The 21,381-nt window shown below is 57.8% G+C and carries 18 protein-coding genes and 1 pseudogene; 11 read left to right on the top strand and 8 right to left on the bottom strand.

Annotated features, from left to right (window positions below; genetic code table 11):
• From JO972_RS10750 to JO972_RS10735, 4 genes are all read right to left on the bottom strand, one after another.
• Complete coding sequence (locus JO972_RS10750; protein ID WP_309490050.1) at positions 1-981, bottom strand: thioredoxin family protein; 981 nt, start codon at positions 979-981, stop codon at positions 1-3.
• Between the two features lie 48 nt (positions 982-1,029).
• Entirely contained in the window at positions 1,030-2,313 is a 1,284-nt protein-coding gene (locus tag JO972_RS10745; RefSeq protein WP_309490049.1) for a valine--pyruvate transaminase, read from the bottom strand.
• Between the two features lie 138 nt (positions 2,314-2,451).
• On the bottom strand, positions 2,452-3,006 hold the full coding sequence (locus JO972_RS10740) for a hypothetical protein (protein WP_309490048.1): 555 nt from the start codon (positions 3,004-3,006) through the stop codon (positions 2,452-2,454).
• A 247-nt stretch (positions 3,007-3,253) separates the two neighbouring features.
• Positions 3,254-3,577 carry a hypothetical protein gene (locus tag JO972_RS10735; protein WP_309490047.1) on the bottom strand — a complete coding sequence of 108 codons (324 nt, stop codon included), beginning with the start codon at positions 3,575-3,577 and terminating at the stop codon, positions 3,254-3,256.
• Positions 3,578-3,677: 100 nt separating this feature from the next.
• Between JO972_RS10735 and JO972_RS10730 the strand changes: the two genes are divergently transcribed.
• From JO972_RS10730 to JO972_RS10710, 5 genes are all read left to right on the top strand, one after another.
• Positions 3,678-4,751 carry a mannose-1-phosphate guanylyltransferase gene (locus JO972_RS10730; RefSeq protein ID WP_309490046.1) on the top strand — a complete coding sequence of 358 codons (1,074 nt, stop codon included), beginning with the start codon at positions 3,678-3,680 and terminating at the stop codon, positions 4,749-4,751.
• A 9-nt stretch (positions 4,752-4,760) separates the two neighbouring features.
• On the top strand, positions 4,761-5,183 hold the full coding sequence (gene ruvX / locus JO972_RS10725) for a Holliday junction resolvase RuvX (RefSeq protein ID WP_309490045.1): 423 nt from the start codon (positions 4,761-4,763) through the stop codon (positions 5,181-5,183).
• A 77-nt stretch (positions 5,184-5,260) separates the two neighbouring features.
• Entirely contained in the window at positions 5,261-7,060 is a 1,800-nt protein-coding gene (locus JO972_RS10720; RefSeq protein ID WP_309490044.1) for an alpha-amylase family glycosyl hydrolase, read from the top strand.
• A 58-nt stretch (positions 7,061-7,118) separates the two neighbouring features.
• Positions 7,119-9,038, top strand: coding sequence for a DUF1592 domain-containing protein (locus tag JO972_RS10715; protein ID WP_309490043.1), 1,920 nt, complete (start codon positions 7,119-7,121; stop codon positions 9,036-9,038).
• Between the two features lie 12 nt (positions 9,039-9,050).
• Complete coding sequence (locus tag JO972_RS10710) at positions 9,051-10,457, top strand: DUF1552 domain-containing protein (RefSeq protein ID WP_309490042.1); 1,407 nt, start codon at positions 9,051-9,053, stop codon at positions 10,455-10,457.
• A gap of 322 nt (positions 10,458-10,779) precedes the next feature.
• Here the strand turns inward: JO972_RS10710 and JO972_RS10705 are convergent, their stop codons facing one another.
• Positions 10,780-12,213, bottom strand: coding sequence for an arylsulfatase (locus JO972_RS10705; protein ID WP_309490041.1), 1,434 nt, complete (start codon positions 12,211-12,213; stop codon positions 10,780-10,782).
• 47 nt (positions 12,214-12,260) lie between these two features.
• Between JO972_RS10705 and JO972_RS10700 the strand changes: the two genes are divergently transcribed.
• The 4 genes and pseudogenes from JO972_RS10700 (at position 12,261) to JO972_RS10690 (ending at position 18,042) form a co-directional block, all read left to right on the top strand.
• A complete protein-coding gene (locus tag JO972_RS10700; RefSeq protein WP_309490040.1) occupies positions 12,261-13,169 on the top strand; it encodes a CvfB family protein in 909 nt (302 codons plus the stop codon).
• Positions 13,170-13,212: 43 nt separating this feature from the next.
• Positions 13,213-13,275 (top strand): annotated as a pseudogene (locus tag JO972_RS16840) (hypothetical protein); the annotation flags it as partial.
• A gap of 69 nt (positions 13,276-13,344) precedes the next feature.
• Positions 13,345-16,725 carry a sulfatase-like hydrolase/transferase gene (locus tag JO972_RS10695; RefSeq protein ID WP_309490039.1) on the top strand — a complete coding sequence of 1,127 codons (3,381 nt, stop codon included), beginning with the start codon at positions 13,345-13,347 and terminating at the stop codon, positions 16,723-16,725.
• A gap of 105 nt (positions 16,726-16,830) precedes the next feature.
• The gene (locus tag JO972_RS10690) at positions 16,831-18,042 is read left to right on the top strand and encodes a hypothetical protein (RefSeq protein ID WP_309490038.1); all 1,212 of its coding nucleotides are present in this window, start codon (positions 16,831-16,833) and stop codon (positions 18,040-18,042) included.
• A gap of 12 nt (positions 18,043-18,054) precedes the next feature.
• Here JO972_RS10690 and JO972_RS10685 read toward each other — a convergent pair whose 3' ends face one another.
• Both JO972_RS10685 and JO972_RS10680 read right to left on the bottom strand, forming a co-directional pair.
• The gene (locus JO972_RS10685; RefSeq protein ID WP_309490037.1) at positions 18,055-18,789 is read right to left on the bottom strand and encodes a polyamine aminopropyltransferase; all 735 of its coding nucleotides are present in this window, start codon (positions 18,787-18,789) and stop codon (positions 18,055-18,057) included.
• Between the two features lie 50 nt (positions 18,790-18,839).
• Positions 18,840-19,622, bottom strand: a complete 783-nt coding sequence (locus tag JO972_RS10680) for a class I SAM-dependent methyltransferase (protein WP_309490036.1) — start codon at positions 19,620-19,622, stop codon at positions 18,840-18,842.
• Between the two features lie 110 nt (positions 19,623-19,732).
• On the opposite strand from JO972_RS10680, the gene JO972_RS10675 reads away from it, so the two are divergent.
• Both JO972_RS10675 and JO972_RS10670 read left to right on the top strand, forming a co-directional pair.
• A complete protein-coding gene (locus tag JO972_RS10675) occupies positions 19,733-20,431 on the top strand; it encodes a pseudouridine synthase (protein WP_309490035.1) in 699 nt (232 codons plus the stop codon).
• Positions 20,432-20,460: 29 nt separating this feature from the next.
• A complete protein-coding gene (locus JO972_RS10670; RefSeq protein ID WP_309490034.1) occupies positions 20,461-20,955 on the top strand; it encodes a hypothetical protein in 495 nt (164 codons plus the stop codon).
• A 3-nt stretch (positions 20,956-20,958) separates the two neighbouring features.
• Here JO972_RS10670 and JO972_RS10665 read toward each other — a convergent pair whose 3' ends face one another.
• Complete coding sequence (locus JO972_RS10665; RefSeq protein WP_309490033.1) at positions 20,959-21,303, bottom strand: zinc ribbon domain-containing protein YjdM; 345 nt, start codon at positions 21,301-21,303, stop codon at positions 20,959-20,961.
• Positions 21,304-21,381 lie beyond the last annotated feature (78 nt).

The raw sequence follows: 21,381 nt of genomic DNA, 5'->3' as shown, positions 1-21,381 counted from the left end.
CTACTCACCGGCGGCCTCTTTCGCCTGCAGGTGCTGGATGCGTTTGACTAACATTTTTGCGTAGCGACCGGCGTGGCTGGTGTCGTTGATCGCGAGGATCTCCTCGGCCACCTTCATCGCCTCCGTGCGCTGCTTGGTGTAGTAAAGTGCCTGGGTTTTGAACACGAGAGCCACTTGTAGCGACTCGCCCTGTAGCTTTTTGCCATCGATGTATTGATCCACCGAGGCCGGCACCTCATCGAATTTTTCCTTTTTATAAAGTGGTCCCAGCAGACTGGCCAGCTCCGCGCTCACCTGCTGGCTCCGCACCTTGGCGACCACGCCGCTGGTGTCATCCGGGTCGGCCTGGCTGATGGCATCGATCACTTCCGGGTAATGACGGTGAAAGCTGGCATCGACGTAGGAAAGTCCCTTTTCCAGCATCCGCGCCTTGGCATCGCCCTCCAGCTCGGCAGCGGCGGCCAGTGTCTGATCGCGCAAGTTCCGCTGTTTCTGGAAAGAGGTGATGGTTTTCAGGAAATCCTCGGCGTTGCTGTTCTCATACTTGATGCCGGCGTAGGGTCGGCCCGAGGCATCGCAGAGCACGACGTAGGGGAAGGTGCGCACGCCGTAGTGACGGAAGAGGCGCTTATTCTGCTTCTTCAGCTCCTCCGGCAGCTCGCGGTCGCGGGGGAACTCCAGCTCCACCAGCACGAAGTCCTTGGGCACCTGCTTTTGAAACGACTCCTGGGTGAGCACCTCCTTTTCCAGCCGGATGCACCAGCCGCAGCCCTTGGCGCGGGTGAACTCCAGCAGGAGGTCCTTGCCCTCGGCGCGGGCCGATTGCATGGCGGAATCAAAATCGGTCACCCAGCCGGCGCGGACGGGCGGCTCGGTGGTGGGTTTTTCTCCGGCAGTCAATGGCCCGGCGCAAAACGCAAGCAGTGCGCCGAGCAGCAGTTTTCCATTTCTTGATGTGAAGAAAGAAGTGTGTGTAATCATGAACATCGTGGTTGTGCCCATAGAGCGATTACAGAACGCTTTTTTGTTTTATACCTCCACGGTCTTGCCTGCGTAGGCGGCGGCCACCTCTTCGGCGATGATTTGGATGCCACCTTGGACAGTGCGCTCGTCCATGGTGTAGGTCATGCGAATGCACTCGTGGCGATGCTGCCAGGATTCATCCTCGAGGCCGAAGAAGAAGTAGTGGCCGGAAACCACCAGCACGCCCCGTTTTTTCAAGCGTTCGTAGAGCTCCGCCGTGGTGATCGGCAGGTCCTCAAACCACAGCCAGAGGAACAAGGCACCCTCGCTGAGGTGGACGCGGTAGGGCAGTTCCGGATCAAAGGCCTCTTCCACCCAGGCGCGTGCCTGGCGGGATTTTTCGACGTAAAACGGCTTCACCACCTCGTTGCTGAGCTTGAGAATCTCACCGCTCTCAACCAGAGGCTGCATGATCTGCTGGCCGACATTGCCGTTGGCGAGCCCCACGATGGCACTCATCGATGACACCGCGGCCGCAATTTCCTCACGGGCAATCACGATGCCGGTGCGGGTGCCAGGCAGCCCGATTTTGGACAGGCTGAGGGTCAGCACGATGTTATCGTTCCAGACCGGTGTGGCCTCGGTGAAAATGATGTTGGGGAAGGGTGCACCGTAAGCATTATCGATGATCAATGGGATGCCTTTTTCATCGGCCAGGGCACGAAGCTTGGCGATCTCGTTATCGGTGAGGACGTTGCCGGTGGGGTTGGTCGGGCGCGACACACAGATCGCGGCGATGTCGTCATCGACGTTGAGGTTGTCAAAATCGACGCGGTATTTGAAATCGTGCTCGCCAATTTTCTCAATCATCGGCTTCACCGCACGGAAGATGTCGGAGCCGACCGATTGATTCGAGTAACCGATGTATTCCGGCACCAGCGGCAGCAGGATTTTTTTCTTCGAGCCGTCTTTGAACTCACCGGCGAGGGCGTTGAAGAGGAAGAAGAAGGCGGTCTGGCCACCGGCGGTGATGGCGATGTTTTTCGCGCTGATGTCCCAGCCGAAGTTCTCGCGGAAAAGCTGGGCGATGGATTCGAGGAAGATCGGGTTGCCGCGCGGCGGATCGTAGTTCGCCAGCATTTTCTCCATGCCGCCGGGGGAACTCAGGATTTCCTCCATACGTCTGCGCCAGAGCGCGTTGACCTCGGGGATGTGGGCTGGCTGACCGCCACCTAACATTTTGGTATCCGGGCCGCCATTGACCAGGGCATTGCCCAGATCGTCCATCAGTTCTTCGATGCCGCTGCCCATGCACAGGCGTTGGCCGAAATTAGAAAAGTTCTCACTCATTGTTGTCTTTGTTCGCTTGATTACGGAGTTCGGGAAGCCTCCATTTCAAATGCTGTTTAAAAGGGAAGGAAAACAGGCGGCATCGTCTATCGATGCCGCCTGAAAAAGTGTGTTAAACCTGTTAGTGACCTCGATGGATTACTCGGCCGGGAGGTTCGGGTTCACGATTTCCGGTGGTTTGATACCGGGCACTTCAGGATCGGGAGCCACACCGCCGGGGATGTCGAGGCTCGGTGAAGGATCGCTGCCAACAGGGTCGGGAGCGATGCCGGGGGTGACCTCAACCTCGCCGGCACCTGGAGTCACTGGCACTTCGTTCGGTGAGCGTTTTTCGCCGAGCATGACGGATGGCACGTAGCCAACTTCGCCGGTATCGACGACTTCAACCTTAACGTAAGAGCCCTTGGTGGAGATCACTTTGACGTCGGTAAAGTCAGGCAGGGTCTTGGCTGGTTGGGTCTCTTGTTTCGGGAAGGAAGTGAAGAAAGCGGTCTGCGGTGACACCGTCTGCAGGAAGGTGCCAGCGGTGAATGTTGGGCCGTAAGGGTCAGATGTGGTAGCAATTCCAATACCGCTGCCAGGAGGGTCCAGAGGGTTGCTGAGATCTCCGCCATCGAGTGGCTTGTTCATGGATTCGCAGCTGATCAGAGCAAGCGCGATGGATGGAAGTGTGATGAGACCTAAATATTTCATACGGACGGTATGTTGTACCGCGTGAGCGACGTGGTCAACGGATTTTCAGCTAAACCTCGGCCGCTTCCAGCCAGTGTCCAGGCTACGCGATGGACTCGTTTTCAAGACGCTGCGGCAGCATGCGGTGTGCTGCGAACGGGGTCACGGAACCAATCTGCGTCGCCGAGCCCATACCTGCTCGATAACGACAAAAAGGCTCCACCGAGCCTGCCGGTGGAGCCTGTGATTAAAATTCGTATGCCAGGAATTAGCCAACGAACATCTCTTCGCCCATATCGGCGTCCAGATCTTCGAATTCGTCGGGGCGCACGCCGGCATCACGGATGCGGCGTAGCGTCCGGCGCGAGCCGTAGCGGCTGTTCGGGCCGTTGACCAGATCCACCACTGTGCCCACCACGATCGGAGCAAGCGCGCAAGCGCCGATGGCGGCCAAGGTGAAAGCGACGGGGCGGCGAGCCTCGCGGTTCAATAAATCGCCTGCAAGCACACCGGCAGCACCGGCCAAAACGACGGGAGCGAATGATGCGCTGGTTTCCATCCAGTTCTTATTTTCTGTCTGATCCTGTGACATGGCTGCATTCTACTCCGTGAAACAAAGGATGAAAGCGTAAATGCCCGTATTTTCATTCTTTATGTCTTTTCATCGCGCGGCTCTCTAGCATTATTTTTGCATGAGCAACCACTACGCACTGATTCTCGCCGGAGGCAGCGGCACACGCTTCTGGCCCTTGTCGAGAAATGCGCGCCCGAAGCAGCTTCTCAACCTCTTCGGCGACACCACTTTACTGAATAAAACCATCTCCCGTCTCGAGGGGCTGGTGCCGAAGGAAAACATCCTGATCCTCACCAACTCCCTGCAAGAGGCTGCCGTGCGCGAAGTGGCTGCCGAGCTGCCTGCCGAGAATATTTTTGCCGAACCGGCGAAACGCGACACCGCTCCGGCAGTGGCTCTGGGCATCGGCCTGATTGCCGCCCGCGACCCTCACGCCACCATGATGGTGCTGCCCTCAGACCAGCTGATTGAGGACACCGACGCGTATCAATCGATCATGCGCGACGCCCTCGCAGCCGCGGAGAACAACGAGGCGCTGGTGACCGTGGGCATCAAGCCCACCTGGCCCTGCCCGTCCTTCGGATACATCGAACGCGGCGAGCCTGCCAAAATCGACGGCCCGGAACTCAGCAATCTACCGCATGAAGTGACCCGCTTTCGCGAAAAACCCAACTCCGACCTCGCCGAGAAATTCCTTTCCCAAGGGAACTTCGCCTGGAATGCGGGCATGTTTATCTGGTCGGTCCACACCGTCACCCAGGAGCTGGAAAAACACACCCCAGAGCTGGCCGGATTCATTCACGAGCTGCGCTCCAGCAACGATGTGCGCCAGACGGTCGATGAAACATTCCCCAGCCTGACACCGATCTCCATCGACTACGCGCTGATGGAAAAAGCCAGCCGCGTGCTCAACATCGAGGCCACCTTCGATTGGGACGATGTCGGCTCCTGGATTTCCGTCGCGAAGTATCTCGAAACCCAGGGCGACAACAATCAGACCAATACTGAGCTCGCCGAGATCGACAGCGAGAACAACATCATCTTCAACGCCCGCAAGGACTCCAAGATTGCCCTGCTGGGTGTCGATGACCTGATTGTGGTGCAGACAGACGATGCCCTACTGATCGCCAACCGTCACCAGGCGGACGCTATCAAGAACCTCGGCGCCCAGCTGCCGGACGAGCTTCTCTAGACCCATCCCATGGACCCCGATCACCCAGTCCTCTGCCTCGACCACGGAGAAGCGCGCATCGGTGTTGCCGCCACGGATCCGGTGGGCATCATGGCACACCCGGTGGAAACCATCCAGGTGAAGACCACGGATGCCATCGAGCGGGTGGTCGAGTTAGTGGCGCAGCGGCAAGTCCGGCAGATTGTGTTAGGCCTGCCGCTGAACATGAACGGCACTGAAGGACCGGCCGCGATCAAGGTGCGAAAGTTTGGCAATTTACTGAAAAAGCGCCTACCAGAAATCCCACTGCACTACTGCGATGAGACCATGACCACCATGTCCGCCGCCGAGAAGCTGCATCAGGCAGGTCGGAATGCCAAAAAGCAGAAAAGCATCATCGATCAGGCGGCCGCTGTGGAGATCCTCAATAACTGGCTGGGGCAAAATTACTGACGGGGCGGTCTGGCGGGCTTTTGAGAAATCACCAGCTCCTCCTTGCAATCACCGGCACAGCCATCACACTCAACAACGTGGAAAAACCGACCCGCCCACATATCTATCAGCTCATGGTGCGCCACTTCGGCAACACCAACGAGACGCGAAAACCCCACGGCACGATTGAGGAAAACGGCTGCGGCAAGTTCAATGACATCAACGACGCCGCATTGCTCTCACTCAAGCAGCTCGGCATCACCCACGTCTGGCTGACCGGGGTGTTAGAACAAGCGAGTTCCACCTCCTACCCGGACCGACCCGGCGATTTCCCCGGCTTACTCAAGGGCAAGGCCGGCTCACCTTATGCGGTGCGGGACTACTTTGACGTCTGCCCGGACTACGCGGTAGAGCCGGAGAACCGTCTCGCCGAGTTTCAGGCCCTGCTCAAGCGCATCGGCAGCCACGGGCTGAAAGCCATCATCGACTTCATCCCGAACCACGTCGCCCGCTCCTACGCCAGCGATGTTCATCCGGAGTTATCCTTCGGAAAAGACGATGACACCTCGCATTTTTTCGATCCTAACAACAACTTCTACTACCTTGGCGATCTCCACCCGGGGGGCGGCAAGCCGCTGAAGTTACCATCCGATGACGGCCCGCTCCCCTACCCACCGGAAAGCGAGCACGGCAAGGTCACCGGTAACAATGCCATCACCTGGTCGCCCTCACGCAACGACTGGTATGAAACCATCAAGCTGAACTACGGTCACGACTTCAGCGTCGGTCCGCCGTGCCAGCTGATCCACCCGCTGCCAGCCCCCGATGCCATCCTCTCGATGACCCCGGACACCTGGCAGAAAATGGATTCCATCCTCGCTTACTGGCAGGACATGGGAGTGGAAGGTTTCCGCGTGGACATGGCGCACATGGTGCCGATGCCGTACTGGCACTGGCAGATCCGCCGCTGCCGCCAGCGCAATGCTTCTGTGTTCTTCATGGCGGAAGCCTACGATAACGACCCGGCGAAACTGACCGACGGCAATGTGCTCGATGAGCTCCTCACAGCCGGCTTCAATGCCGTCTATGATGCCCCCAGCTACGATGTGCTCAAGGCGGTGATCGAACATGGCAAGTGGGCCAATGATCTCGATGAAGCCACCAGCCCATTCTGTCCACGATTCCACAGCGCCCTGCGCTACGCGGAAAACCACGATGAAGTGCGGATCGCCTCGCCCCGCGAGTGGGCGGCTGCCGGGATGGATATTGGTCGGCCCGTCTGCGCCATTCTCTTTGGCCTCGGTCGCGGTCCCATCATGATCTACAATGGTCAGGAAACAGGGGAAGCGGCTCTGGATGCCGAGGGGTTCTGCGGGGACAATGCACGGACGAGTATTTTTGACTACTGGTCGATGCCCAGCTTCACCCCTTGGGTCAACAACCACCGCTACGATGGCGCCAAGCTGAACCAGCCGCGCAAGGAGCTGCGTAATTTCTACTCCCGCCTCCTCCGGCTCTGCGCTGAACCGGCATTCACCGCCGGCGAGTTCTACGGGCTGAACTTTGCCAACCATAACAACCCAAACTACGGTCGGCACGGCGGCGAGTTTGTTTCCGGCCACTGGCTCTACAGCTACCTGCGCTACGATGCCGCCAGCGGCCAAACCTTCCTCGTGGTGGTGAACCTTCATCCGTCGGAAACCTTGGTCAACGTCCACGTCCAGATCCCCGAAAACGCGCTCCAGTGGATGAATAACAGCGCCGAGCACCTCAGCTTCACGGATCGCTTGGGCTCCGCCACCGCCACCAAGTCGACTGCCGCCGAGCTTCCCACGCTCGGCTTGCCACTGGGGAACCTGCCCCCGAAAGCCACGCTCTACCTGGAGCGGGAGTCGTGATTCTCTGATGTAGGCCACTCGCCGCCAGCGATCGGCCATGATTGCACGATTGCGCGTCATGAAGTGTAAGATTTCCCACTTCGTTACGTTGATGTTTGGAATGTCCCTCCGTCTCGCCACGCTTTCTTGGCTCGCTGCTGCATGGCCCTGCCTCGTTTCCCAGGCAGCGGCGGATCCGTATTTCCCGCGCGACGCCGTGCCGGTGCTGCGCAAATACTGCTACGAATGCCACGGCGAGGAAAAACAGGAGGCCGGCATCGCCTTCCACAATTTGCTGAACACCGATCAGGCACTGCGCTCGCACAAGCTGCTGGCAAAGATTGCGGAGCAGATGGAAAACGACGACATGCCACCCTTCGAGGCCGATGATTTTCCGGACGACAGCGAAAAGCTGCTGCTAACCCAAAGCATCGATCACCTGCTCAACGTCATCCGCTCCGGCAAGCTCCCCAAAACCGCCGGCCGCGTGACCATCCGCCGGCTCAATCGAAACGAATACAACTACACCGTGCGCGACCTCTTCGGGGTAAACTTCCAGCCGGGCAAAACCTTCCCTGCCGATGCCTCCGGCGGTGAGGGATTCGATAACACAGCCGACACCCTCTTCCTGCCGCCGGTGCTGATGGAGAGCTACCTCAAGGCGGCTATCCGGGTCATGGATGCCGTTTACCAGAGCGACTCCTTGCGCAAGAAAGTCATCTTTGTCAGTGCCGCCGAGCGGAAAAACTCACCCCGTCAGGCAGCCCGGAAGGTGCTCAGCTACCACGCCGCCCTCGCCTTCCGCCGCAAGGTGGAGGATGCCGAAATCGATCCCCTGCTGGCGACCTTCGACGCCCGCATGAAACAAGAGCCCGATTTTGAAAAAGCGCTCCGCACGCCACTCACCTCATTGCTGGTGAACCCGAAGTTCCTGTTCCGCATCCAGCACGATGAACCCGGGAAAAAACAATGGCCACTGAACGACTTCGAGCTCGCCACCCGACTGTCGTATTTCCTCTGGTCGTCGATGCCTGACCCCGAGCTATTCAAACTCGCCAACGAAGGCAAATTGCGCGACCCAGGTGTGCTCAGCGGCCAGATCCGCCGCATGCTGGCCTCGAAGAAATCCACTGCCATGGCGCGTCACTTCGCCGGCCAGTGGATTGGCTTCGAGGAACTGATCGATCGCGCCGAGCCGGATAAAAAGCGCTTCCCCCAGTTCACCCGCTCGCTGCGGGCCTCGATGTATCATGAATCGGTGGCATTTTTCAACCACCTCATCCGCGAGAACCGCCCCGTCACCGAGCTCATCGATGCCGACTACGCCTTCCTCAATGCCGAGCTGGCAGCGCACTACGGCATCCCCGGAGTGACCGGCAATCAGCTGAGGAAAGTGGCCCTCAGCGATCGCAACCGTGGCGGCATCATCGGTATGGGCAGCGTGCTGGTTACCACCTCGTTACCGCTGCGCACCAGTCCGGTGAAACGAGGCACCTGGATCCTCTCCACCATCCTCGGCAGCGCACCACCGCCGCCGCCGCCCGATGCCGGTGAGCTCCCTGCGGACGACAAATCATCCGAGGGACTCAGCTTCCGCAAGCAGCTGGAAATCCACCGCAGCAAGGCGAAGTGCGCCAGCTGCCACGCCAAGATCGATCCTCTGGGGTTCGGTCTGGAGAACTACGATCCGATCGGCCGCTGGCGAAGCGTGGGCGTCAATGGACAAGCGGTCGACTCCGCGGCCGAGCTCCCGGACGGCACCCGCTTTTCCTCTCCCTCCGAGCTGAAAAGCATCCTGATGCAGGATAAGGACAAGATCGCTCGCAACCTCTGTCGCAAGATGTTAGCTTACGCCTTGGGTCGCCCGCTGGAATACTACGATGAGCCGGTGGTGAGCGATTTGCTGAAAACGATCAAGACCAAGGACTACCACATGCAGGCATTGATTATTGCCATCGCCGAGTCCCATCCCTTCCAAAACCGAAGTTCAACCCGATAAAAACATCCCCCCATGGCCAATATCCAACGCAACAACTGGCAACTCCCGCGCCGCACCATGCTCAAAGGCATCGGTGCCACCATGGCGCTGCCCTTTCTCGAAGCCATGACGCCTCTTTGCGCCGCCGGGCGTGACGGTGCCACACCAGTGCGGATGGCCTGCCTGTTCATGCCCAATGGCGTGCGACCCGACAAATGGACGCCCACAGGCTCCGGCAACAATCCCCAACTTTCTCCCATCCTAAGCCCTCTGGAATCGCTCAAGGAGGACATCCTTGTGCTCAGCGGCCTCTCGAACAAGGCCTCCTTCACCGGCGATGGTCACTACGTGAAAACCGCCGGCTGGCTGACCGGAACCACCATCACCAAAACCACCGGCTCTGACATCAATGCCAATGGCGTTTCCATCGATCAGATCGCCGCGCGGGCCATTGGCCAGGATACCAAGCTGCCCTCTCTGGAGCTCGGCTGCGAGCGCACGGCCAACGGAGTGGACACCAATGTCAACTACACCCGCCTCTACGCCTCCCACATTGCCTGGAAAACACCCGTCGCCCCGCTGCCCTGCGAGATCAACCCGCGGGTCGCCTTTGACCGCCTGTTCCGCAGTCGCTCCAGCCAAGGCAAGCCACGCTCCAGCGATGAACAATCGGTGCTCGATCTAGTGCACGACGATGCCAAACGCCTGCAAAAACAGCTCGGCCAGCACGACCAACAAAAGATCGAAGAATACCTGCAGAGCGTGCGCGAAGTGGAACGCCGGATCGAACACGAAGCCAATGAACTAAGGGCTGGAAACAACCTTCCGAAGGACGTGCTCAAGCGGATGGAAGAGATCGACCGCCACATTTCCAAAACCATGGGCAAGGCAACCCGCGAAGAAGAACTGCACTCGATGCCGCGCTTCAATCACACCGATCACGTGCGTCTGATGATGGACATCATGGTGCTCGCCTTCTGGGCAGATGCCACCCGGGTCTCCACCTTCATGTTTGGCAATGCCGTCAGTGGCCGGAACTTCTCCTTCCTTGATGGGGTCAGCGGCGGCCACCACCAACTTTCCCACCACAAAAAGAATCCCAAGCAGCTGGACCAATACCAGCGGATCAACACCTGGCACGTGGAACAATACGGCTACATGCTGGAGCAGATGAAAAAGATCAAAGAGGGCAACGGCAACCTGCTGGACAATTCCATGGTCATGTTCGGCTCCGGCATCCGCGATGGCAATGCGCACAGCCCCCACAACATTCCCACCGTGGTGGCAGGCAAAGCCGGCGGCACGCTGAAGACCGGCCGGCATCTAGAATACGACAAGGGCACCCCGCTCTGCGGCCTCTACCACGGGATGCTGAAACGCGTCGGAGCCCCCGTCAAACGTATCGGCGATGCCACCCAGGAGCTACCCAAGCTGGGATAATCAACGCCGCCCGCGTCTCACATCTTCTGGACTTGGGTGCTTCTCGACACTTAAACGGTCGTTACAATCCGTTAAAATAGAGTGCATTAGGCAACTTATACAGATTCTTTAATTAAAAGCCGCCAATCCATCTAAAAGTTTAGTAGATTGGTAATATATCGGCACAACGATTGCTTTAACTTAGGTAGCGGATGGAAGGATCTCCTCGATCTCTCCAACGCCGCTCAAGTTTTTTATGTTGGCTGATGATAAAGCCCCGTGCCCGATGATTGCAGGGTGCGGGGCTTTTTCTTTGTGACCCAGTCTTCGGATCGACGAGCCATCAGTCCTTCTCGTCTTCGGGGTCGAGATTCCAGATGGGACTGGGGCTGTGCTCTTTTCTCATGATCTCGGCCATGCGCTTGACCAACTCAGGGTGCTGGGCGGCGAGGTCGTGTTGTTCTTCACGATCTTTGGCGAGGTCGTAGAGCTCGATCTTTCCTTCCCAACCACCTTTGCGATAGGCTTTCCAGTCGCCCATGCGGACCGATTGCTGTTTTCCACGTTCGTAGAACTCGAAGTAAATGTAGTCCCGCTTGGCCTGCTGCTCCGGCTGGCCTTGCAAGGTGGGGAGGATGGAAATGCCGTCCATTTCCTCAGTCTTCGGCTTGCCTCCGGCATCGGCCAGGGTCGGCATGACATCGCGTTGAGTGGTCTGCACGTCCGTAGTGGTGCCCGGTTTGATGGTGCCCGGCCAGTAGGCGATCAGTGGCACCCGGATGCCGCCCTCGTAGAGCGAGCGCTTCATCATGCGAAAGGGACCATTGCCATCAAAGGTCTTGGTGCGCTTGTAGTAGCTGTCTTCATCGCCATTGTCGGAGGTCCAGATGATGAGGGTGTCCTTTTCCAGCCCCAGCTGCTTCACCGCCTCGCGGATGCGGCCGACATTGCGATCGTGACGGGTCATCAGAGCACAGTAGACCTGCTCGTAAACGGTCAAGTTTTCCACCTTGTCGTAACCTTCGAGGCTCGGCACCCGCATACCACCGGGAGGGCCTCCGTGCGGCACCGTGCTGGCGAAGTAAACGAAGAATGGCTTATCCTTGTTGGACGTCATGAACTCGATGATTTTATCGGTGTAGAGATCCTCGATGAAGGTTCCTTTGCCTTCGCCTACGACACCTGAACCGATCGGTTTCTCCTTGAACGAGGTGCCCTTCAGCACCGCGCGGGTATTTTTCGGCAAGCGAATGCGTTGGCCATTTTCCCAGATAAAATTGGCGTAGTAATCGCGGCAGTCGACGTGACCGAGGAAGCCGAGCCAGTAGTCCCAGCCGCAGCCGGTGATCTCCTCGGGCGTCGAGTGCCCCCCGGGGCTGAGCTTTCCAAATCCGGCGGTGGTGTAGCCGGCCCGACGCGCGACCTCACCTAACAGAGGATACGACGGTGGCCACAGCTCTTTCGGCATCGTCCTCCGGTTCGCCCGCCACACAGCATGGCCCGGGTGCTTGCCAGTGATCAGGGAGCAGCGCGAAGGACCACAGACGGCATTGCCGGCATAGGCATTGGTGAACTGCATGCCGTCCTCCTTGAGTCGGTCAATGTTCGGCGTCTTGATGATTTTCTCACTGGCGGAGTCCATTTGGTAGGCCGGCACCTTACCGATGCCCCAGTCGTCGGTGTTGATATAAATAATGTTCGGCTGCCGGGCATCCACGGCAGAGCTGGCCAGCAGTGCCAGAGCGGCGACCGTGGGGTGAAGGGGAAAACGTTTCATGCGCACCACTCTACAGGCAGACTACCGCCCCAATACAGGCTTTTCTCATGACGGTGGATTCACGGGCGGCGAACGCTTATTTGATCGCTAGAGGCGCCGATCTCACCTATGTTGCGCGCATGGCAGACATTGGCGAACGCGCACGGTTGAAAGTATTACGAGAAAGTGGCCCCGGACTATTCCTCGATTCCGAGGGCGTCAATGGCGAGATCCTGCTGCCACGCCACGAAACCACCGGCGATGTGAAGCTGGGCGAAGCGGTGGAGGTCTTTCTTTACTGCGATTCCGAAGACCGACCGATCGCCACCATGCGCAAGCCGCTCGCCATGCCCGGTGAGTTTGCCACCCTGCGCTGTGTCAACGTCACCCCCATCGGTTCCTTCCTCGATTGGGGTTTGGCCAAGGATTTGTTGGTCCCCTTCCGCGAGCAGCTGAATCGTCTGGATGTGGGGAAAAGCTATGCCGTCTACGTCTATGTCGATGAAAAGAGCGGACGCATCGTCGCCAGTCGGCGGATCACACGCTTCCTCAAAAAAGAGCGCCCCGACTATGAGGTGGGCCAGGAGGTGGACTTGCGTATTTTCGGAAAAACCGACCTCGGCTACAAGGCCATCATCAATGGCGAATACGCAGGAGTCCTTTTTGCCAACGAAGTTTTCCAAGACCTCCAATCCGGAGAGCAAACCGTGGGATACATCACCGGCCTGCGTGCTGACGGCAAGGTGGACCTCTCACTTTACAAACCAGGCCAAGCTAAAATCGACGACCTCGAAGCCAGAATCGAAGAAGAGCTGGACGCCCGTGGCGGCTACTGGGAGCTCTGCGATGCCAGTCCGGCGGAAGTGATCTATGCGGAATTAGGTGTCAGCAAAAAAGCCTTCAAACGCGCTACCGGTGCTCTCTTCCGAAAGCGCCGCATCACCATCGGCAAGGATGGCATCCGGCAGGTGAAATAGTTGCACGCGGCAATACTGTTAGTAATTTTCGTTAGATCTTGAACCCAGCTCCAGAGCCCTGCTTGGCGTCGCCGGCCTGGCCTTGATGATGCGCCGCCGGAAGTAATCAAGCACCCTCTCCGAAACGCTCGCTGGACAAAGTCCTGGGGGCGTTTTTATATGGTAGTCGCACCTCATGCTCCCCCTTAAAAAACTCCTCCTTGGCCTGGCTCTCCTGACCCAGTCCCTGCACGCCGCTCCCAATATCATCCTCGTCATGACCGATGACCTGGGCTTTGGTGATCTGTATAACCTGCACCAATCGACCCGGGACAACGGAGCCGGCGGAGGCACTGCCGGAGACGGGCTCATCAATGGCAGCGAAGAGGCATTTATCTTCACCCCGAACATCGACCGCATGGCCGCCGAAGGCGCCAAGCTCACGCGGCATTACACCAGCGCGCCCGTCTGCGCGCCGGCCCGGGGGTCGCTGCTCCAAGGGAGAGACCAGGGCCATGCCAACATCCGGAACAACTCCTTCGACAAAGTCATCTCTGACAACCACACCCTCGGCACGGTGCTGCAAACCGCAGGATACTACACCGCCTGCGTGGGCAAATGGGGCGTCGGGGGAACCAGCCCCACGGTGGACGGAAGGCCCAACTCGAGAGGCTTCGACTATTTCTACGGATACATCCGCCACGGCCACGGTCACCAGCATTACCCGGGCAATGGCGGAACGGTGATCGAGCAGACCAGCGCCGTCACCACGGGGCTCGACCACGCCTACACCACCGATCTGTGGACCGCGAAAACCAAGCAGATCATTCAAGATCGGGCCGACAGCGATCCGGAAACGCCCTTCTTCATCTACCTCGCATACGATGCCCCGCACGCTCAGCTGCAAGTCCCCACCCAGGCCTATCCAGCCGGCTCCGGCATCACCGGTGGGCTGAGCTGGCCGCTCAATACCAACTCAGGCACCAACGACAGCTACATCCACCCAGACTACGCCTCCCTGGGGAATGCCGCCGCCCGCCACGCCACCATGGTCAGACGCATCGACCAAGCCATGGGCGACATCCTGCAAACCCTGCGCGACTTGAATATCGCGGACAATACCTTGGTCATCTTCACTTCGGACAACGGCACCCACAACGAGTCGGGAAGCGGTGGGTCGGTGAAACATGATCCGCAAAATTTCGATTCCTACGGCAACTTTGAAGGGATCAAACGTGACACCTGGGAGGGCGGCATCCGCATGCCCACCTTTGCCTGGTGGCCCACTCAGATCGGCGACAACAACCCGAACACCGAAGGTCTGAACTCGACGCGACCTTCCGCCTTCTGGGACTGGATGCCGACATTGAGTGACGCCGCGGGCCTGACACCACCTGCGTGGTCTAGTGGTGTCTCACTGCTCCCGGAACTCACCGGCAGCGGCACCCAGCTGGACAAGGGCTATCTTTACTTCGAATACCAGAACAACGGCTCGACCCCTAACTACGCGGATTTCCCTGTGCATAAAAATAGCCAGCGGGCAGAAATGCAGGTCGTCTTTCTCGATGATAGCGATGGCACGCGCTACAAAGGGATCCGCTACAACATCACCTCTCACAGTCAGGATTTCCTCATCTACGATGTCGATGCCGATCCTGGCGAAACCACTAACCTCGCAGCCTCGAAAGTCGATCTGCAGCAGAACATGAAGGACAAGGTCCTGCAGATCCGCACCGACGGGGATTACACCCGCAGCTACCTCAGCAGCGAGTTTGCTGCACCCAATCCGCCGACCAGTGCGGTCAATGGACTGAATTACCGCGCCTACACCGGTCAGTGGGACTGGGTGCCTGAAACTGCCTACCTCACCCCGGTGGCCAGTGGCGATTGCACCCATCTTGATCTCACCCAGCGCCCTCAGGATCAGGATTTATTGTTAGAATTTACCGGCTATATTTCCATCCCTAGCGAGGGCACTTATACTTTTCAGATGACCACCGACAGCAGCGTCGGCACCAATGCGTCCGGCGGCATGCTCTGGATCCACGACAGCCATGTCATTGATGACGACTTCCACCACGATGGCAGCCCGCAAACCGGCAGCATGCGATTGCAGGCAGGGCTGCATCCTGTTCGGGTGCTATACAAACACAGCAGCGGCAACCACGACATCAACCTGCAGTATTCCGGCCCGGGGATCAGCCAGCAAACAATTTCTAACAGTGCGTTCTATCGCTTTGGAACACCCCCGCCGGAACCGATCGCCAACCCAGACCGGACCAGCACCACGGGCACAACACCGGTCAGCATTCCTGTGCTTGCCAACGACTCCGATGACGGTGCCCCGTCGGCACTGAGCATTCAGTCGGTCACCCAGCCACATTTTGGCAGCGTCCAAATCATCGGCAACCAGGTTGAATACACGGCCACCGCTGGAAAGTTTGGCAGTGACCAGTTTAGCTACCAGCTGACCGATGGCCAGTTCACCGCCACAGCCAGCGTGACGGTGGATGTCAACGTGGCCACCACTGACCTCTGGTTCCCACTCAATGAAACCTCGGGCGCCTCAGTCTATGAAGCTGGCGGATTGTTAGCCGGCAGCATGGCCGCCTTCACTGCTCCCGAGGCGGCGCACGTTGCGGGAAAACATGGCTTCGCACTGAGCTTCAATGGCACCAGCGATGCCGTCTCGCTCACCGACATCAGCGTGCCCACCGGCAGCAGCGCGCGCACAGTCGGGGCCTGGATCAAATCGCCCCCGGGAGCAGCGGCCGAAAACCAAGTCATCTTCAGCTACGGCGAAAACAACACTGGCGAACGCTTTAGCTTCCGCTTGGACAACGGCACCAACCAAGTGCTCCGACTGGAAGTGCAAAACGGCTTCATCAAAGGCAGCACCACCTTGAACGATGGCAGCTGGCACCACGTGGCGGTCGTGGTCGATGACTTCGATCAGAATGGCAGCACCGATGTCAATGAAGCCAGGCTTTACGTCGATGGAATGTTGGAGAATGTCAGCAACTCCAGCAGCGCCAGCATCAACACCGCGGCCGGCTCTGCGATCATGATCGGGGCATCGCCCCATGCTTCCGGCTACAACTTCGGCGGCGAGATTGACGAGCTGAAAATTTTCCACGCAGCGCTCACTTCCAGCGAAATCGTCACACTTGTTAACGCCAATGAACAAGCAGCCGGCGCATGGTGGTATCGACATCATGGCAACCACTTGCCTGCGTGGACAAGCGACGGCGATCTGGATGGTGTCAGCGCCCTCTCAGAGTATGCCTTCGGAGGTAACCCTCATATCGCAGACCCAAGTCTACCAACTCCCGAAGTTAGTTTTAACTCAAGCTCAGGAAAATTAGAGGTCACCTACAACCGCCGTGTGTCTGGCAGCCATGCGCTCACTTATACTGTGCAGGTATCGAATGACCTCAGTAGCTGGACGCTACCATCCACAGAAATCTCAGCGGAAAGCCACCCTCTGTTAGGAAGCGATTTCCAACGTGTCATGATCGAAGCAGACGACAGCACGACGCCCACCGACAAACGATTTCTAAGAATCTTGGCAGAATAAACGGCAATCGGCTTGGCAGAAATCATCACAATCTACTGATAACAACCATCTATTCACATCTGAATAGGCTTCCTGCATTTGATATCTTATGAGAGAGTGTCGATTATGAAACTCTTGAAATACCCCCATCTGTTAGTTTCCTCAGCCTTGATGCTGGCATCGCCACACGTAATCCTAGCCCAAGCTCCAGCCGCTGCGCCTGTTAAGGAAGATCAGGAGGTCACTCTCACTTTTTCCAAACAAACCTACACCCGAGGGATGGTGACTCAGGGGAAAACAGTGCTCATCAATAGCTACTACCTGCCTAAACAAACGCCCACCACCTGGACGCATAAGGTCAGTATGTATGTCTACCCCGGCATCCATGATGCAGCTCAATATGTGAACAACATGAAGGCTAATTTGGCCAAGGAAGGCGTGAGTGCTGAGATCATTCCTATCAAAGACCCCAAGCTCTCAGGCATCAGCTACTACGAGAAAAATGAGCGCATGATCAAGTTCAACACCTTCGTTTATTACCCAGCTAAAAACGGCAAAGCCCTGCTCGCTCGGCACTTCACTCTACGGGCCAAACCTGAAAAGGAGGAACCGTTTCGTAAACTCGTCACGCTGAGCAAGAAGCACTGGAACCAAGAATTGATGGCTGCGAACTATCCTGGGTTTAAATTCCCACCACAGCAGGGTGGACCGGCCAGCCCAAAGGCTGAACCGAAAAAATTGCCCCCATTGCGCACCATTGAGGAAAAAGTCGATAACATCACTGGCAAAGGAAAGCTGGTCAATGTGGATGCCAGTTTTGCCAAGTCCAAGGGGTCGGACAAAATTATTGCCGCTCCATTTTCCGTCACCTTACCGACCACCGAGCACGTCATGATCATGGGTCACCCGCAAGTGCCCGAAACCGTGCGCTTCACCCTGACCAATGCCGATAAGGAATATCTTCAAAGCGTGCGTTTCACCAGCCTCGCCGTGGATCCCACTGCGCCGATGAACGCCCGCGTGCACCGGGCCGTGACGCTCTTGGAAAAGCAGATGGTCCCCAAGTTTTTCCAAGGATACCAGGACGCCAAAATCATCGGGCGTTATCAAACCAAGGTCGGGCCTTATCATGCCGGCATCATCGTCACCCAGATGGCGCATCAGGATGGCAGGAAGTTTTTTGTCAAATTCGCCGGCATCCTCCAGGAAGGTAAAGCCGAGGGTGCAGCAGCGGTGCTGATGCTCAATGGCTCAGCCGGCGAGCCTAACAGCTTGAAAGACCGCCTGCGCAATGGCTTCGCCCAGCAGGTGATGCACTCGATCCGCTTTGCCAAATAATCAGCGAGTCGCCTAGGCGCGTCGGGCGACGTAGACCGTGCTCTCCGAGTCGCGACCCAAGATCGGGTTCTTGAAGGGCACCACGTAGGTCTCCACCGAGGCAAACACCTCGTTCAGCGCTGCCATGAACTTTTCCTCAGGCGGGTCATCGGACCACAGCCCGAACACGCCGCCATCGTGCAGTCGGCCAGCCAGCTGCTTGAGCCCTTCCGCCTGATAGAAGTTGCCATGCGCCTCATTGAGCAAATGGTCTGGCGAGTGATCGATGTCGAGAAGCACCGCGTGAAACTTCATCCCGGCGTCATCCGGATCGAAACCCGGACCATCGCTGAGGGCGCATTTGAAAAAGTCGCCATGAACAAAACGACAGCGTGGATCGGCGGTGAGTTCCGGGCCGAGCGGCACCAGTCCGCGCTGATGCCAGTCGATCACCGGTTGTAAATAATCGACCACATTGAGCGAGCCTACCGAGGCATGATCGAGGGCCACTTTGGCGGTGTAGCCAAGCCCCAGACCACCGACCACCACATCCAGCTTGGTGTCAGGAAAGACCTTCTGGGTGGCAGCGAGACCGAGCCGCGACAGCTCTTCTTCCACCACCGTGAACAAACTCGACATCAGGAAATCCTCACCGAGCATGATCTCGTAGACTTCCAAGTTATCCAGCGTCATCATGGTGCGGCGACGTAAAATAACATCGCCCAAGGGCGTGGACTGGTAATCGATTTCTTCAAAGAGCGGTCGCATGCAGGCCTTGTATTCCGCATCGACTGGAAAGCACAGGAAATTAGCGCCCGCTACTTCTCAAAGACGATGAAATGCTGCCACGGAAGAAAATCCTCGGTGCGCAGGTGACGGAAACCGACCGCTTCCATTTCTTTGATCGCCTGCGCTTGCGACATCTTGTGCAGCGGCTTGATCGGCACGCTGTCGTCTTCCGCCCGGTATTCTAACAAGTAAAGCCGACCACCCGGTTTCATCGCGTGGTAAACCGACTGCATCACCTCGTTGGGATGAGAAAATTCGTGGTAGGCATCCACCAAGATCGCCGCATCCAGTGAGGCCTCGGGCAGACGGATGTTATCCACGTTTCCCAAATGCGCTTCCACGTTGGTCACTGCCAGCTGCTGACTTTTTTGATAAAGATAGGCCACCATCTCAGGCTGAACATCCACCCCGATCACCTTGCCCTCCGGCACCAAGGGTGCAATGCGAAAGGTGTAGTAGCCAGAGCCGGCACCGATGTCGGCCACCACCGCATCCGGTTTCAGCGTCAGCCCCTGCACTGCCCGCTTTGGGTTTTCTTCCTGCTCGCGGGTCGAGCGCTCAAGCCAATCGATCCCCTCATGCCCCATCACCTGGGAGATTTCGCGGCCCATGTAGATTTTCCCCGTGCCATCCGTTGACGGTTCACGCAGTTGGTAATCATAGGGGGTGGGGGTGAAGGAGATGGCTGTCGACTCGTCCTCAGCCGCCGCATTTTCACGCTTCACCTTATCGCTGAGCGACATCATACCACCGATCACTCCTCCTAACAGAAGCGTAAGGATCAGCAGGCGTTTCTGGGTGTAGGCGTCCATGGGCGTGGACCGATATCCTGCCGACTCCACCCCCACGGGCAATCAAAAAGCGAGCTCGGTAGTCGTCGGGGTTGAAATCTTCAGCGTCTGCCGCCATGTTCACGGCGCCCATGGAAACCGAGATCCCACCACTGCCGATTCTCTATCAGGACGATTGGCTGATCGCCGTCGATAAACCTGCCGGGCACCTGGTGCACCCCGCGGACGCCCCTCAGGATGGCGACCTGGTAACGATGAAGATTCTCCGCGATCAGATTGGGCGGAAAGTGTATAACGTGCACCGCATCGATCGCCCCACCACCGGGGTGCTGCTCTTTGGCATCGACTCCGTGGTCGCCAAGCACCTGCACCGCGCGCTGGAACGTCACGAGGTGCAGAAGACCTACTGGGCGGTAGTCAATGGCATCCCTAAGCAGAACGCATGGGAGTGCCGCGAGCCGATTCAGAAATCAGAGACCCAACCGATCCGCGAGGCCCACACCAGCTTCAGGCTGATGAGCTCTCGCCAGCCAAATGCCCTCGCCGGAGAACAGGCCGACACCCTCTCATTGATCGAGGCCACCCCTCACACCGGCCGCTACCACCAGATTCGTCGGCACCTGGAACATATCGGCTTACCCATCGTTGGCGACTACCGCTACGGCGGCATCGACCGCTGCAATCGCTTGGGCGAACAGCTCGGCACCGGCAGTCGAATGCTACTCCAGTCGCAAGGGATCCGCTTTTGCCATCCGATCAGTAACGACACCATCAGCATCCATGCACCGGTCGATCCCTCCTTCGCGCAATGTTTTCCCGAACTCGCATAATCGGCGATCAATGATAAGCTAGTCCTCACATGAATCCGCGTAACCTGCCGTCGCCCAACCGTCTGTTTGCCTGGTATCAATCCGGTGAAATCACCCGCGAGCAATGGATCGAGGGCATGCGTCAGCAATTTCTGTTAGCACTGCGCGAGATCGAAGAAGACCGCGCCGATCCCAAGCTCGCACTGATGGAAAGCTGGCGATGCAAATCGGCAGTGCGTCGGCTCACCAAGGAGCACACGGAGACGGAACTGCGCGAGGTCTTCATGGCGCTCGCGGAGATCGATGATTTTCCTCCTGCCACTTATCTGTGGAATGCCGACCAGCACGATGTGCCGTTGTTCTGCTTCCTCCGGGAGAAACGTGACCCGGTGCTGCGCTTCACCAAGATGCAAATCCGCCGCATGAGCGCAGACCTCAGCATCGAATACGGAGGACTGAAATCGAAAGACCGGGTGCGCGAACGGATCCGCCTGCGCCGCGATTGGCGAGGCGTGCTGACGGTGGAATCACGCGAGACGAGCTAGGCGCTATTTCTGCACCTTCTTGACAAACTGAGCCTTCAGCGCAATCGAGACACCGTCCATGCGGCAGTCGATTTCGTGGTCGCCGTCGACGATGCGGATCGGCTTGGATTTCATCCCACTTTTCAGGACTTTAGAAGTTCCTTTGAGCTTCAGGTCTTTGATCATCTGAACCACGTCGCCGGTTTCGAGCACATTGCCGTAGGCGTCCTTGACCACGCGCTCCTCATCGGCATCCTCTTCCTCGGTCACCTCTTTATCCCACTCGTGACCACAGGTCATGCATTCGTATTTATCTTTATGTTCAAGGACATCATCAACAGTGCAAATCGGACAAGAAATCGTAGCCATGGCCCGAGCTATACAAAAATCCCCCAACTAACAAGTCCGGAGTTATATAGCGCGTAAGACGATCAAATTTTTTGACCG

This window comes from Oceaniferula flava (assembly GCF_016811075.1).
Lineage (GTDB): Bacteria > Verrucomicrobiota > Verrucomicrobiia > Verrucomicrobiales > Akkermansiaceae > Oceaniferula > Oceaniferula flava.
Note: the sequence above shows the minus strand (reverse complement) of the source record. Positions and strands in the feature narration are given on the sequence as shown.

Coding starts and splice junctions, on each gene's coding strand:
- JO972_RS10700 (WP_309490040.1), top strand. CDS start 12,261: ATGACGGTGGATTCACGGGCGGCGAACGCTTATTTGATCGCTAGAGGC.
- JO972_RS10675 (WP_309490035.1), top strand. CDS start 19,733: ATGGAAACCGAGATCCCACCACTGCCGATTCTCTATCAGGACGATTGG.
- JO972_RS10750 (WP_309490050.1), bottom strand. CDS start 981: ATGATTACACACACTTCTTTCTTCACATCAAGAAATGGAAAACTGCTG.
- JO972_RS10735 (WP_309490047.1), bottom strand. CDS start 3,577: ATGTCACAGGATCAGACAGAAAATAAGAACTGGATGGAAACCAGCGCA.
- JO972_RS10695 (WP_309490039.1), top strand. CDS start 13,345: ATGCTCCCCCTTAAAAAACTCCTCCTTGGCCTGGCTCTCCTGACCCAG.
- ruvX (WP_309490045.1), top strand. CDS start 4,761: ATGGACCCCGATCACCCAGTCCTCTGCCTCGACCACGGAGAAGCGCGC.
- JO972_RS10685 (WP_309490037.1), bottom strand. CDS start 18,789: ATGCGACCGCTCTTTGAAGAAATCGATTACCAGTCCACGCCCTTGGGC.
- JO972_RS10690 (WP_309490038.1), top strand. CDS start 16,831: ATGAAACTCTTGAAATACCCCCATCTGTTAGTTTCCTCAGCCTTGATG.
- JO972_RS10665 (WP_309490033.1), bottom strand. CDS start 21,303: ATGGCTACGATTTCTTGTCCGATTTGCACTGTTGATGATGTCCTTGAA.
- JO972_RS10730 (WP_309490046.1), top strand. CDS start 3,678: ATGAGCAACCACTACGCACTGATTCTCGCCGGAGGCAGCGGCACACGC.
- JO972_RS10705 (WP_309490041.1), bottom strand. CDS start 12,213: ATGAAACGTTTTCCCCTTCACCCCACGGTCGCCGCTCTGGCACTGCTG.
- JO972_RS10670 (WP_309490034.1), top strand. CDS start 20,461: ATGAATCCGCGTAACCTGCCGTCGCCCAACCGTCTGTTTGCCTGGTAT.
- JO972_RS10745 (WP_309490049.1), bottom strand. CDS start 2,313: ATGAGTGAGAACTTTTCTAATTTCGGCCAACGCCTGTGCATGGGCAGC.
- JO972_RS10715 (WP_309490043.1), top strand. CDS start 7,119: ATGAAGTGTAAGATTTCCCACTTCGTTACGTTGATGTTTGGAATGTCC.
- JO972_RS10710 (WP_309490042.1), top strand. CDS start 9,051: ATGGCCAATATCCAACGCAACAACTGGCAACTCCCGCGCCGCACCATG.
- JO972_RS10680 (WP_309490036.1), bottom strand. CDS start 19,622: ATGGACGCCTACACCCAGAAACGCCTGCTGATCCTTACGCTTCTGTTA.
- JO972_RS10740 (WP_309490048.1), bottom strand. CDS start 3,006: ATGAAATATTTAGGTCTCATCACACTTCCATCCATCGCGCTTGCTCTG.